General features: G+C 46.8%; 7 protein-coding genes. 1 reads left to right on the forward strand and 6 read right to left on the reverse strand.

The genetic code is table 11. The annotated features are described in order from the left end of the window. Nucleotides 1–21 precede the first annotated feature (21 nt). From FLL45_RS11295 to FLL45_RS11320, 6 genes are all read right to left on the reverse strand, one after another. Nucleotides 22–3171: an efflux RND transporter permease subunit gene (locus FLL45_RS11295; RefSeq protein WP_246075810.1), complete on the reverse strand. Its 3150-nt coding sequence runs from the start codon at nucleotides 3169–3171 to the stop codon at nucleotides 22–24. An 11-nt stretch (nucleotides 3172–3182) separates the two neighbouring features. Further along, the gene (locus tag FLL45_RS11300) at nucleotides 3183–4535 is read right to left on the reverse strand and encodes an efflux RND transporter periplasmic adaptor subunit (RefSeq protein WP_142942108.1); all 1353 of its coding nucleotides are present in this window, start codon (nucleotides 4533–4535) and stop codon (nucleotides 3183–3185) included. 314 nt (nucleotides 4536–4849) lie between these two features. Further along, nucleotides 4850–5407 (reverse strand): tetratricopeptide repeat protein, encoded by a 558-nt coding sequence (locus FLL45_RS11305; protein WP_142942109.1) that lies wholly within the window; start codon nucleotides 5405–5407, stop codon nucleotides 4850–4852. Between the two features lie 29 nt (nucleotides 5408–5436). Then, nucleotides 5437–7035: a general secretion pathway protein GspF gene (locus tag FLL45_RS11310; protein ID WP_142942110.1), complete on the reverse strand. Its 1599-nt coding sequence runs from the start codon at nucleotides 7033–7035 to the stop codon at nucleotides 5437–5439. Between the two features lie 15 nt (nucleotides 7036–7050). Continuing rightward, nucleotides 7051–9543, reverse strand: coding sequence for a LamG domain-containing protein (locus FLL45_RS11315; protein WP_142942111.1), 2493 nt, complete (start codon nucleotides 9541–9543; stop codon nucleotides 7051–7053). 2 nt (nucleotides 9544–9545) lie between these two features. After that, on the reverse strand, nucleotides 9546–10775 hold the full coding sequence (locus tag FLL45_RS11320) for a hypothetical protein (protein ID WP_246075811.1): 1230 nt from the start codon (nucleotides 10773–10775) through the stop codon (nucleotides 9546–9548). A gap of 404 nt (nucleotides 10776–11179) precedes the next feature. Here FLL45_RS11320 and FLL45_RS11325 point away from each other — a divergent pair, with 404 nt between their 5' ends. Continuing rightward, nucleotides 11180–13873: an HzsA-related protein gene (locus FLL45_RS11325; RefSeq protein ID WP_142942112.1), complete on the forward strand. Its 2694-nt coding sequence runs from the start codon at nucleotides 11180–11182 to the stop codon at nucleotides 13871–13873. The last annotated feature ends 46 nt before the right edge of the window (nucleotides 13874–13919 follow it).

Raw genomic sequence — 13919 nt, forward strand, 5'->3', positions numbered from 1 at the left:
CCGCTTCATTGACTGATAGCGTTACTCGGTCACTTCCTTATTGATGACTTTGTTTTTCACTTTATTGCCCAACCAAGTCATATCGCGCTTATAGCGTCTGAAATAGGCGCGAGCATCTTCAAGAATCATATAATTAACCGGGATCAGGAATAGCGTGATGACGGTGGCAAACAAAATACCAAAGCCTAAACTGACAGCCATTGGAATAAGGAATTGAGCCTGTGTCGATTTTTCAAAGAGTAACGGCATTAGTCCTGCAAAGGTCGTCAGCGAAGTCAGAATAACTGGACGGAATCTTCTACCCCCGGCAGCATAAACAGCTTCAAAGAGCTTGATACCTTGTTTACGTTTGCTATTGATAAAGTCAACGAGGACCAAGGAGTCGTTGACGACGACCCCGGAGAGAGCCAAAATTCCCATCATGCTCAATAGGGTAAGATCCATCCCCATAATCCAGTGGCCCATCACTGCGCCGACCACACCGAAAGGAATAACTGACATGACCACAAGCGGTTGGAAGTAGGATTTAAACGGGATTGCCAGAAGAATATAGATAACCATTAGCAAACCATACATTCCATACTTGAGACCCTCGGAAGATTCACGTTGATCGCGAGCTTCGCCGGCCATTTCGAAGTTTGTCCCAGGATAGGCTGAAACCGAGTCGTTCAGGAAGGATTCAAGCTCTTGCTGAACCGCACTGAGATTGCCACGTTGTTTGTCAAAATCTGCGGTGACAGTCAGCGTTCGTTGGCGGTCGATTCTTAAAATATTGGTTGGGCTTAAACCAGGCTCAACTTCAGCAATTTGCCATAGCGGTACTTCTTGTTGCGGGCCGATACGGATCATCATTTGTTCAAGGGTTTCGATCGATTGTCGAGCTTGTAGTGGATAACGAACCATCACCCGTACTTCTTCTCGACCACGCTGAATCCTTTGGACCTCAAAACCAAAGACTGCTTGTCGCACCTGGCTGGCAACAGCATTCAAGTTTAATCCGAGTAGCGTCGCTTCAGGTTTTAGTTTGAGTTGCAATTCTTCTTTACCATCGGACAACGAATCCTCAATATCAAAAACCGCTTCAAATTCTGCGAGTTTTGTTTTGAGCGATTCACCAAGTAAAGTTAGTTCATCGGTATTTTTACCACGAAGCTCGATATTGATGGGAGACCGATTCCAGCCAATTTGGGCACGATAGTTGAGTTGTTCCGCACCAGCAACTTGGCCGACCATTTTGCGCCATTCATTTACTAACTGTTGGCTTGTTATATCGAGTTCGCGAGACTCGGGCGGAGTAATTTCCATTCTTACCCGACCGACGCTCGAATTGCGGCCACCACTAATCGAATAGATATCTCGAATGACTGACTCACCAGTCTCTTCATCGACGTATTTCGCCTTGAGCGCTTGCGCTTTGTCATTGATATACCGAACGATGCTATCTGTACTTTCAAACGCAGTGCCGGCCGGCATTGTTAAAGTCGCAGTCGCGATTTCGCTTTGCACTCTTGGGAACCAAATAAATTTAGTTTGTCCGCTAAAAATCGCGCCAAAAATGACGATTAACATGGCAAACATTAGGGTCCAAGTTGCGTATCGCCAACGTAAAGCAAATCCCAGCGCTGGTTGATAATAATTGGCAATGAACTTCTCGAGCGAACGAGAAATCGCCATCTGAACTTTAGTGAGCTTGGAATCGTTTTCTTTGCGCGGTTTAACATGTTTTAAGTGAGCCGGTAAAACGAGTTTTGATTCGATCAAAGAGAACAGCAGCACGGGTATGATGATGTATGGAATGCTTTGATACCAGCTACCACGACCATCCAAGAATGCTAAGGGTAAGAAAGCTGCAACAGTAGTTAATATTCCAAAGGTCACCGGAACGGCAACTTCTTGGGTGCCTTCGATCGATGCTTTCAACGGGTCGTCACCTCGTCGCATGTGCGCATAAACATTCTCGCCGGTTACAATCGCATCATCGACCACGATACCGAGCACCAGAATAAAGGCGAACAAGCTCATTAAATTGAGGGAAATACTAAACACTGGCATCAACAAGAACGCACCCATGAAACACATGGGAATACCAATGCAGACCCAAAAAGCGACGGCTGGCCGAAGGAACAAGGCCAATAATAAAATGACTAAAAGAGCGCCTTGCCAAGCACTTTGCGTTAATGTCGCTAGGCGCGCCTTGATCGCTTTACTGCGGTCGCGCCAGTAAGTCATCTCTAATCCGCTCGGCAAAGAATTTTGTTTTTCCGCAATGTAGTTTTTAACGGCGGTAGTGACATCGATGATGCTTTGGTCTCCGGTTCTAAAGACTTCAACTTCAACTGCCGGAACGCCGTTGAAGCGAGTGCGAAGTGGCGTCTCTTCAAATTCATCTTTGAGTTGAGCGATGTCGCCGAGGCGGATTAATGATCCATCTTGGCTCGTTATGATTGGGATCTGTGCGTAATCAGACGCACGATAGGCTTGACCTAAACTGCGAACAAAAATTTCGCCACCTTCAGTTTTAAGATTTCCCGCGGATATGTCTCTCGAATTTGCCCTTAAAGCACTGGCAACTTGCTCTAATGTCAGATCGTATTTTCTGAGCGCCCATTCAGGTACCTCAATACTGATTTCGAATAACAACGTGTTATCAACAACGGCTTGTGTTACCTCCGGAAGGGCTGCAATTTCGTCCCTCACGTCTTCGGCGAATCGACGCAAAGCTAAAGCATCATAGTCACCATACAGCATGACACCGATCGCTTCGAAGCGTCTTTGCGGTGTTGTTACAAGCGGACGCTCAGCATCCACTGGCAAATTGTTCACGGCGTCTACGCGGTTTTTTACTTCGTCGAGCATTTCGTTGACATCATATCCATCACTCACCTCGATGGTGACCCGAGAACTACCCTCACTAGAGTTTGAGCTGATTTCTCGGATACCGTCCAAGTCTTGAATAGCTTCTTCAATTCTGATGGTAATTCCTTCTTCGACTTCCTGTGGTGAAGCGCCAGGTAGAACGGTAGCCACCTGAACCGTGTTGATTTCAAACTCGGGAAACATGTCGACCGGAATTTTGTTTTTTAGTGTATACAGCCCGGCGATGACAATCGTGACCATCAATATATTTGCCGCGACGTCATTTTTGGCGAACCAAGCGATCAGTTTATGCATCGTGCGTTCTCCTAGTTGGCCGAGGGCGAAGCGGTTGATTGACCTGTCGTCGAGGTACCCTTGGCGGCTTTAGCGTCAGCGGCATTTTTGTTTTCTGCAACCGCTAATCCTTGCTTGGATGGCTGTTCAGAAAGCGATTTAACTCGAGTGCCATCCACTAAGTTAGCTGTGGGTGTCAGGATTAATGTGTCGTCGCTTGAAATCGTGTTGTCGTCGTTCTTGACGGCGACAACGACTGTGTCTGCATCTGTCCATAATGGTTGAATTTTTCGCTTGCGCAACATGCCTTCTTCGGCGATAGCAATAGAATTGTCTTGGCTAACCGCCCTTCGTGGGATAACAAAGACATCGTTAAGCTGTTTTCCCTCGATTTTCGCACGCAGAAATTGACCGACACGAAGGGCTGGTCGTTCTTGCGTTGCGATGAATGGGTCATTAATTCGAGCAACGACATAAAGCATGCGTGTATTGGTATCAAACGCCCCTTCGCTGCGCACTAGCTCACCTTTCCACTGGAAAGTATTTCGTCCTAACTCAGCCTCTACGATGACTTGCGGTCTATCACCGAGGTAAGTTGGATCATTGATCGATTCAGCCGGCGGAATAGTCAAGTTATCAAGGTCCTGAGCTTTGACCGGTAACCGAACTTCAATGGTTTCAGTCGCATAGATTTCAGCGATAGCTTGGGAAGGGGAGACCACTTGCCCTAAGTCAACCATTTGGCGTAAGACTTTACCTGTAAATGGCGCGCGTATTTCGGTCCGTTCTAGATTTAGTTTAGCTCGAGCGAGCCTTGCTTCGGCAGCTTTAAGACCAGCAAGGGCGGCAGCCACTTGCGGCTCGCGTAGCGCTAAACTGCGCGCCTCAGGGTTGCCTGGGCGAATGTTCCAATCTTTTTCAGCCAGCGCTGCCTGTGCAACTTCTTGCTTATAATTAAAGTCTGCATCTGCAACCGCTGACTCAGCGACTTTTACCTCGATTTCAAAGTCACGAGGATCGAGTTGGATTAGCACATCACCTTTTTGGAAGCTCGCGCCGGCTCTTATCTGAGGTGATACGCTAATAACTCTCGCGTTGACGTCAGATACAAGCTGAGTCTGAGTCAGTGGCTCAGCGACGCCATATGAGTCAACCCAAACCTTATAGTCAGTAGGCTGCATTTTGGTTGTTTCAACACCGACGCTGGGTGGCGGCCGATTGCCAAACTTTCTGGCCTCTGGCTTGCTGGCAAACATTGCGCCGACGACGCTAAAAGCAATAAACAAAATAATAACAGAAACAATAAGATGCTTTAACCAAGTGACCGGGGTGGTATTAAGCTGCTCTGGATTAACTTGGTCCATATCTGAATGAGGTTGTGTCATAAGAGTTCCCAGCTGTTGTTGTAGTCAGTTGTCTGCCCGCTGTGCTTGTGTGATAGCGCAAAGTTTTAGCACGGCGTCTAACTAATATATATAACTCGAAGGTTTGAAAATGATACGGAGAATAGCGGAAGTTGGAGCAATGGACCGTCAGGAAATGTTAAGAAATGTGTCTATATTTATGAGTTAGCAAATTTGATAGTAAATATCTATAAGGCAAATACTCCACTTTCTGCGCTCAGATAACTCAAGGTTATTCTATGGTGGAATCATACGATAGTTCTCAGAGCGAAAGGCACCATGAGACTGTCACACAATTATCGCACAATTTGGCTTTCAACCCATGAAAGGCGTGCTATCGCATTTTGGGCCTCTGGGGTTTCGGTGTAGTAGGTAATCAAATACCTGAACTCATTTTTCGCTTTCAGCATTTGTCCTTTGCTAATCAGAGATTCGCAATAACGAAATAGTGCGGAAGGGGTTTTGGGGTTGTTAGCCTGGTGTTTTTTTATCCGAGTCACGAGCGCTTCACAGTCTTGTTCAAACCGTGTTGAAGATAGCTGATAAAGCAAGTTGTAAGCTTGCTCATCTGAAAACTCCGAGTTGCGACCGAACTGTTCGCTAAAGTCTGTGTACGCTCTGACGAAGTACTCATGGAATTCTTGGGATGAGCTATTCACCGAAAATATATGCCGACAGATTCGCTCAAAACCGGGCATGTGCGGGCGTTTGACCTCAAGTTTGTAGATCCGATCAATCAATTCAAGATCTCTCGGGTTTTCATCGAGCAACTGGTAAAAAAGCAACAAGGCTTTGTCCAAATCAAGCTGACGCAAGCAGGACAAAGCCTTGTCTAAGGTTTCGGTATAATTCATCAAAGTATTAATGCATAGTCAGCCTTTGCTTAGCTACCAATAGTACCATTAACGATTGGTTCAAAGGCAGTCAAACTATCCATCAATACTGAGTTACCCAGGCCGTGATTAGGGAACAAACTCGCAAAGTTGTTTTGTTCGCCGTGTAAGGCCATGTAATTTAGAATAACAGTTTCGGCTAGCAAGTTAGGATTGTTTGCCGCAGGAGACGAGGCTGTCTCAACCGAACCATCCGGCCGCATGTAGCCAATTTGCTGCGATATGGCTTGTTGCTCCGGCGTACCACCGATTAAGTTAGCGCGGCCATTTGGATTGTAGACCATGAAGAATGAACCCGCGGTATTTGAGTTGTCACTCTGCCACATAAACTTACCACGTCCTTCAACACTGTCATCAATTGTTCCGTTTGCACTCACTGAGCCATCACTGAACGCATAAATCATAAGTGGAACACCGACTCTGGCTGCGTACTCAAGACAAGCCCCCATACAACGGCCTGCTCGGAAATCACGAACTTCACCGGTAGATCGACCTTGGCCATGATAATCAAATCCGCCCATAGTCACGGTGCCTGCGCCGGCAAACCCGTTGATAACCATCTTCATAACAGAAGCGGTTTTACGGAACTCACCATCTGAATCGAATTCAGCTCGAGAGAAAATTCCATTTGGACCAACGATTTCAGGATCGAGCGACGGATCAAGCGTTGCTGGGTTACCAAATCGATCAGCAAGGTCGGCTGATTTAACATATCCGCAGCGAACCAAATCTTTTATCACCGCATCGGTACTGATGTTGGTGTTTACGCGGTCCATTTTATTATCAGAAATTCGATAAATCGATTCCATGACTGATACCGCTTCGTCTTGGCTAAGCAATCCAACTAAATCACCAACATCGACTAAGCCCGTGACGTCACTTGGGCGGTCAACTTTGGTTGGTCGAATTGATAAGTCAATCATATTGGCAGGTGCCATTGAGTTACCACCTGAGTCACTGTTACGAGAACCAATTAGGGTGAGTAACGAGCCATCTGCCCCCGCGCGGTTGATACCATACATAGGGTTATGTGGGTTATTTCCAGAATCATTGTCTGAACGCGCGGGAATTACCGCACCATTAGTATTAGCAGCTGTAGTTGCTGTCGATTTGTCCATGATACCGCGAAGGAAAGCACTGTCGCTGTGGAAAGACAAACCATAATCAGAGTTGATGAAATCTGATAATCCCGTTTGAGGGTTAACCACTGAGGGTACCATATCACCCGGTAAACCTTGACGTGCATAACCTGCGGAAGAGAGGAAGTCTAACTGACCCCCTCGACCACCGATTAGCACATTAGAACCTGCAAAGTTAGCGCCACCGGCTAAGTCGAAGCAGATAAAAGGAATTTTACCTGCACCTTGAACGGCGATACCACAAGCGTTTTTCAACGCTTCGATATCCGGAGAAAGCGCCGCGTGAGCTTTGCGTGGATTACCAAATAATCCCAGGATTGAGGGAGCCATAATGCTCGCCGTGCCTGCCATCATGCCTTGACCGATGAAGTCGCGACGTGTCACAGGCTTCTTGTGACAATTATGCAACAGTGGTGCATTGAGTAATTGCTCTTTGGTTAATTTCTTCATTATCTAATGCTCCTACTATTGAACCAACATCGCTGCGCTACCAAGCGCTGCTGCACATGTGGCTTTTACAACAATTTCAGTTCTATCACTTGCACAACTTCCACCGCAATTAGAGAGGTTGCCAATCAGTGACTCAAGCTCTGGTTTGACATCACCGACTGCAGGCTGAGTCGATAAGTTGTCACCCATGATATTAGTGAGTAATGGGTCAATAATTTGGTCTCTCTCAGCTGCGGTATCAAAAGCCGTACTTGCCGATGCTGAGAAATTGAAGCCGTTAAAGTAGCTATTTCTCAAACTAGTATCATCGACCAGCTCACTACAGTAAGCGATTGCTAACTGAGTAACCCCCATTTGATGTGCCGAGGTGAAGAAATCAATATCGGTTAACGTTGGCAACTGTTGCTTAACAAGCTCGTAAGTTGCTGCAACTTCTGAGTTTGCCATGCTAACGCCCGTCGCTTTAGACATTGTTGCATGAATTTCGTAGAAGTCACGAACGCCAATCTCTGGACGCGCTGGCAAGTCTGCCGGTTCTGCCGGAGTTGGAGCGGGTGGCTCTACGAAGATGTTCTCTGCACCGTTGATTTTTTCGAAGGTCAGGAAGAACTCGTCAGCCGTTGGACCTTTCTCTAGCGCGATAACGGTACCAAGTCGAGAAATTTGTTGGCCGAGTGCTGGGTCGTAGTCCGCAGCATTAAGCAGCACACGTAAGTTTTTGTATGCTTGACCATTTTTAACTTCTTTACCGTTAACCGCGATGCGAATTTTTTCGATATCGATGTCACTTGGCAACTCAGAACCATTTAAGTTGATGAATTGCGGTTTGTCGAATAGGTAACCGAAACTGTCCCACTGGCTGACTTCATACATGATGTAAGACTCTTCCAAACCGATAAGGTCTGAAATGCCGAACAACATGAAGAACTTCTCGCCAACACCAACATCGAAGTTTTGAATAACTTGTTCGACAGTCAAAGCGCGATTGTGAATGGCAACCATTCTGAAAGTACCTTGCCATAATCGGTCACTGGAAACTTCGTTACCTAGGACGAATGCATAGGTATCATCCCAATCGTTCAAGTCGCCATTTTCAACTTGTTCTTCGGCAACCAATTCACCATTAACGTAGATCTTACGACCCTCGGTCGGTGAGAAAGTCGCAACAACATGTTGCAACGCTGTTTGCACGATTTCATCGGCGTTTGGTGTTGATAGCGAGTCGTCACCGTTTTCGTTAGTGTTACTTGAACGGTTTAAGAACTCATAGTTGTACAGAGTTTGACCCAGAGTAAAGTTACGAGCCAAAGTTCCTGCTGAGTAACTGACGATTCCCGCTGGACCTTCTTGAGTAACATTAGCTGGAGCAACCCAAGCTTCAATTGAGTACTCACCAGTCGACTTAATCAAGTCGTGTAATTTCTTACTGTTAGCCGTTGAACCTTGCGCTTTTCCATCAACGATCTGGATACCCCAGCCGCCGACCCAGTTAAAGCTGCCACTGATAGTCAAGTTAATCGCAGGTTCAATACCAGAGGTATCGAAAGCAGTGGTGCCCGAGCCAGTTTTGAAGTTCCACAAGGCGATGATGTTAGTGTCAAAGCGACCGCCACCGCTAGCAACAATACCATCAGTCAAGTAGAGCGCGTTACTGGTTAGTAATGCTGGGTCGACTTGAGTCAGTGGTATTTGATCAGTGAAGGCTACAATCGCATTTTCCATCTCTGTTGACGCTGCACCACAGTCGGTCCAGCAGTTGTGGAACTCGTTGCGGAGTCTTTCAACAAAACGAGAATTTTCTGGCGTATCTAGATTGATTCTCGCTTTCGCCGCTGCGTATGCCGAGTCAATATCAGCGTTACCGAAGAAAGGTGCAATCGGATTTGCCGCATTTTCATTATGACAAGCCGCGCAATATTGCGTTAGTAAAGGATAAACTGTCGACTCAAAGAGCGCAGGTGCTTCAGGGAAAGACTTGCTATCGCCCGGCGTTCTTACTGGTGGCGCTTGAAGTTCGATAGTTGTTCCGCCAGTAGCAGAAGAACCTGCCCAAGCCGTAATATATTGCGTGATTGTATCGGCACAAGCCGCGTCACTTGTTAACCAACAGTTATGCCCGCCCGCAACTTTCGTGACCATTCGAGACTCTGAGGGTCTTTGTAGATCGACGATAGTATTGGCTTCCGCATAAGCGACGTTGATGTCTGCCAAGTTGACGAATTCAGGTGCTTGACCGTCTCCGTGACACTCTCCACAGCGGTTTGAAGCTGATAGGTTATCCCAGACATTGAGTTTAAATGATTGCACATCGTCGGTCTCTGGTGGCGGACCACTATAATTAGACGACGGAGGAGGCGGCGCTACAGGATTTTCTTCAACTTCAGCACCACCACCAGAACAGGCGGTCATGGTAATGACAATCGCTGCACTCGCCATAACCGGCGTTAACTGATGTTTTAGTTTCTTTTTGAGTGATTCTAGAGAGAATATTTCTGGATTAAAATTCATCGTTACTCTCCCATACAATAAACTGCTGATTCAGCAAAAGTTCGCTTCAGTTGATAGCCATTGTTGGCGAGTGAAGTGATCATGCTGTTGATTTGAGCTCTGTCGTTTGCGTCAACAGGAGGACGAAGACAGACATTTTCGAATACTTTTTCGACTTGGCAACGAGAGAAGCGAGCGCTGTGCGACAGCTCCATCCCCATTGATTTAGCACCGTTGCCAGTGCCTGGTAGCGAGTCATCCCACCCAATTAGCTGGTTGGGGCCTTTACGCCAGTAGTTTTCCCAGCTGTCATCTTCTGTGATGTATCCGCCAGGGAAATTAAACTTGTTATTGTGGTATTTCGCGACGACGCGGGTGCCGGTTTCTGGATCGGTGACGCCTTGCGAGTTGTAGACTAACTGACCATTTTCACCATCCGGGTCATTGTCCATATCATAAACATAGTCGTAGTAGGCGAATGAACCGATGAAGGCGTCCATACCTGCGTGACAACCATAACACGAGTTCATGAAAATTCTGCTGTCGCCACCAGGGCTGCGAGAGACATCTTGGCGGATACGGTCTGCCGATCGTTCGATATCTTTCAATGGCTCTAAGTCGCCACAGAAATGATTGAGTAATGCAAAACGGAATTGAGCGCGATTAGTACCATCAATTAAGAAAGCCTTGGCTGCTTGTCGTGTAGTTAACACGCCAGCAGTCGCTTCTGCCTCTAAGCCGGTGACACTTGTTTGAGTCGCTTGTTGAAGGACTGTTCCAAGTGGTAGCCGTTGCAGTTCCATTTGCTCATAGTGATTGTTATTGCTGTTTGAGTAAGCTGGAAGACCTTGACCTGGCGCGGTATAGATAACATTACCATAAAGCATCTCGCGAATATCGACATCATCGCGAATCATACCGATAACAGTCGCGGTATAGTCATTCAGTGGGGCAAACACCGTCATTGGCTCATTCGTCCAAGGCGTGACCCAGTTTTTCAAGGTAACAGAGTAAAATGCATCGTTATCCATCGCGGTATACGCAGCGGCCAACGCATCACCGGAAGCGATATCAGCTTCCATGTCAGCTAATATTGCTTCTGTCGGAGGAATTCCTGCTAATCTGTCATGAATTCGCTTGGCTTGTTCGCGCGGTCCGGCGGCGGCATTTAGCGAAATGAGAGTAATCAACCCTGCTACAATTCCTTTCAGCATTGGCTTGAATGTTACTCCTAATGATATTGCTTTCTTCATAGTCGCAACCTATTAGTTAGTCGGGCATTAGTAATTTAAGTTTGTATCGGCATTAACAACAAATTCGCCAACTTTTTTGGCTATTTTATTCTTTTTATACCGGTGACCATGGCAAAGTATAGACAAATCACCTGAGATATTTCGTGAATGGTCGCACAGAAATACTGAAGATAAAAAGTCATAATACCGTCCAATAGAAAAATAATACCGTTTATGCAACGGCTTGTTTTTCTTTAAAAAATCTCGTTTCAATATCGAATTTATTGTACTATTTTTTAACCTCGGAACTATACCATTGATGGGTGTAGTAAAAAGCCCAAGTTTGAGTGAAATGGCGATGTTTTGGGCTGAACGGTCAAAAACGGGTTAAAATGAAGCTAAATGATTGAAATCTGGCGGTATTTATGAGCAAAAACAGCACTAGATGTCTTCTGACAACATTGCTTGCCGCACTAGTGGCTGGCTGTACTGGAAGTGAAGGCGTTTCACCGCCCGAGCCACAAGATCCTGACCCGGTTGTGGTCGACTTCCCGATTGCTTATGTTAAGCGTCCCATTCCCACCGAACTCGATGACGACGATAACCCGGTTCCAGTTAACTTTAGCGTTCGTGAACCGGTCACATTTAATCCGGGAGCTGCATTGTTCGTGCGTGATAGAGCAGCGCTAAGCGCATTTGAGGTCAACGTAACTGACGCTGCATTCTGGGTCGATGGCCAGCCCCCTGCAGAGGGCGATCCCGCGCCAATGTACGACGTAAAGGACGTCGATGTATCGTTTGACGGCAGCAAAATCGTTTTTGCAATGCGCGCACCGGAAATAGAAGGCGCTGACGAGGAGGATCAACCCACCTGGAATATTTGGGAATATGATTCGACAACTCAGTCACTGCGCAGGGTCATTCAGTCGGATATTACCGCTGAAGCGGGCCAAGATGTTATGCCATCGTATTTACCTGACGGAAGCATCGTATTTTCGTCGACTCGCCAACGCCAAGCGAAAGCCGTTCTTTTGGATGAAGGAAAGCCACAATTTACTGCCTTTGATGAGGATGGCAATACCGAAGCACTATCGCTTCATGTGATGAGTGAAGACGGACTAGAAATCAGGCAAATCACCTTTAATCAAAGCCATGATATGGAACCAACTGTTATGGCAAGCGGTAAGATTGTGTTCAGCCGCTGGGACAATGCACCTGGAAATGACACGATTAACCTGTATCAAATTAATCCCGATGGCACGGGCCTCGAAATCTTGTACGGCCGCCACAGTCATGATACTGGCACAGACGGCGCGACCATTGAGTTTGTCGGCGCGCGACAAGTGCAAGACGGACGCCTTTTGGTGGGTTTGAAAGAGAATACCAGTACCAAGCTAGGGGGGGAGTTCGCGTTTATTGATACCGAGAATTTCATTGATATTAATCAGCCAACGACCACGGGCACAGAAGCAGGCCCCGCGCAGGTGAGCGCGACACCGTTTGATGTTAGAACCGATGATTTACCAGCGCTTGGCGGCAGGTTCTCAGGTGTTTTTCCTTTGTATGATGGAACCGGAAGAATGCTGATTAGTTGGACGCCTTGCCGTTTAGAAGAGCTCGATGCTAATGACAACCCGATTGCTGTTGAATGTACCGCAGAAAAGCTTGCCGATCCCGCTGTCGTCGAAGCTCCTCCGCTTTATGGACTGTGGATGTACAACCCATCAGACGGCAGTCAATTACCTATTGTCATCGGTGAGGAAAATATTGTCACTCATGAAGTTGTCGCTCTAGCCCCGAGAGATTTAGCGGCGGTGATTCCCGACTCTGCGCCATTGGCTGATCAAACCCTAGTAGAAGAAAACGTTGGCATCGTACATATTCGCAGTATTTATGATTTCGATGGGCAAGATTTGAGCCCTCTCGGAATTACGGCAATGGCTGACCCATTGCAGACGACGGCTGATGATAGACCTGTGCGTTTTTTGAGGGTTGTTAAACCTGTTTCAATGCCGGATGAAGATTTTCTTGATATCGATAACACCGCTTTTGGACGTAGCCGAGCAAATGGTATGCGTGATATTTTAGGTTATGCGGTGGTACATCCTGATGGTTCAGCAATGTTTAAGGTGCCCGCGGATGTCGCTTTTCAGATTAACTTCCTTGATGCCAACGGTCGCCGAATTGGTGCTCGCCACCAAAATTGGATGTCGGTAACCGCAGGCGAGGTTAAGCAATGTAATGGCTGCCATGAACGCACAAGTTTGCTACCTCACGGCCGTTTGGAAGCTCAAGCGCAATCCATCAATCTTGGCGCGCCCGTGACAGGTTCTCCTTTTCCAAACACTAACCCCGCTTTATTTGCCGATGAAGGCGAAACCATGGCAGAGGTGTTTAATCGAATTAATGGGTTCCAAGATTTATCTGTTAACGTGAGATTTGACGATGTTTGGACAGATCCAAACACTCGAGCGCTAGACGCACCAATCAATTTTGATATGGGAGAGCTCGCCACCCCTGCACCTACTGCAGTTGGATGTCTCACTAATTGGGACGGCCGTTGTCGAATTACCATTAACTATGTCGACCATATTCAACCGATGTGGGAGCTGCCGCGACAAGTGTTTGATATTGACGGCAATTTACTTCAAGACAACACTTGTAACACCTGCCACGGTCAAACCGATGATATGGGACAACTACAAGTACCTGCTGCTCAGCTTGAACTTGCTGGAACTCCTTCTGCTGACGAGCCTGACCAACTGACCTCTTATCGCGAGTTATTTTTTAATGACAATGCGTTAGAGTTGATGAATGGTGCGCTCATCGATCAATTAGTCCCTTTATTGGATGCCAACGGAAATCCGGTTTATGTTACCGATGCGGATGGAAACTTAGTGCTTGATCCCAATGGGGATCCTATCCCAGTAATGGTGACAGTTAACGTGACGCCCTCAATGAATGTTAATTCGGCTAACGGTAACGTCAGATTCTTCTCAAGGTTTGACGCTGGTGGCTCACACGAGGGGTGGTTAACGGACGCAGAGAAAAAAGTCTTGGCCGAATGGCTCGATATCGGCGGTCAATATTATAATAATCCCTTTGACGTACCGCAGTAGTTTGTTATTCAATAGGCACTCCGTTGATAGGACATTGGGTTTTTTG

It is taken from the genome of Aliikangiella marina (assembly GCF_007004765.1).
GTDB classification, from domain to species: domain Bacteria; phylum Pseudomonadota; class Gammaproteobacteria; order Enterobacterales; family Kangiellaceae; genus Aliikangiella; species Aliikangiella marina.

Coding starts and splice junctions, on each gene's coding strand:
- FLL45_RS11325 (WP_142942112.1), top strand. CDS start 11,180: ATGAGCAAAAACAGCACTAGATGTCTTCTGACAACATTGCTTGCCGCA.
- FLL45_RS11315 (WP_142942111.1), bottom strand. CDS start 9,543: ATGAATTTTAATCCAGAAATATTCTCTCTAGAATCACTCAAAAAGAAA.
- FLL45_RS11320 (WP_246075811.1), bottom strand. CDS start 10,775: ATGAAGAAAGCAATATCATTAGGAGTAACATTCAAGCCAATGCTGAAA.
- FLL45_RS11305 (WP_142942109.1), bottom strand. CDS start 5,407: ATGAATTATACCGAAACCTTAGACAAGGCTTTGTCCTGCTTGCGTCAG.
- FLL45_RS11295 (WP_246075810.1), bottom strand. CDS start 3,171: ATGCATAAACTGATCGCTTGGTTCGCCAAAAATGACGTCGCGGCAAAT.
- FLL45_RS11310 (WP_142942110.1), bottom strand. CDS start 7,035: ATGAAGAAATTAACCAAAGAGCAATTACTCAATGCACCACTGTTGCAT.
- FLL45_RS11300 (WP_142942108.1), bottom strand. CDS start 4,535: ATGACACAACCTCATTCAGATATGGACCAAGTTAATCCAGAGCAGCTT.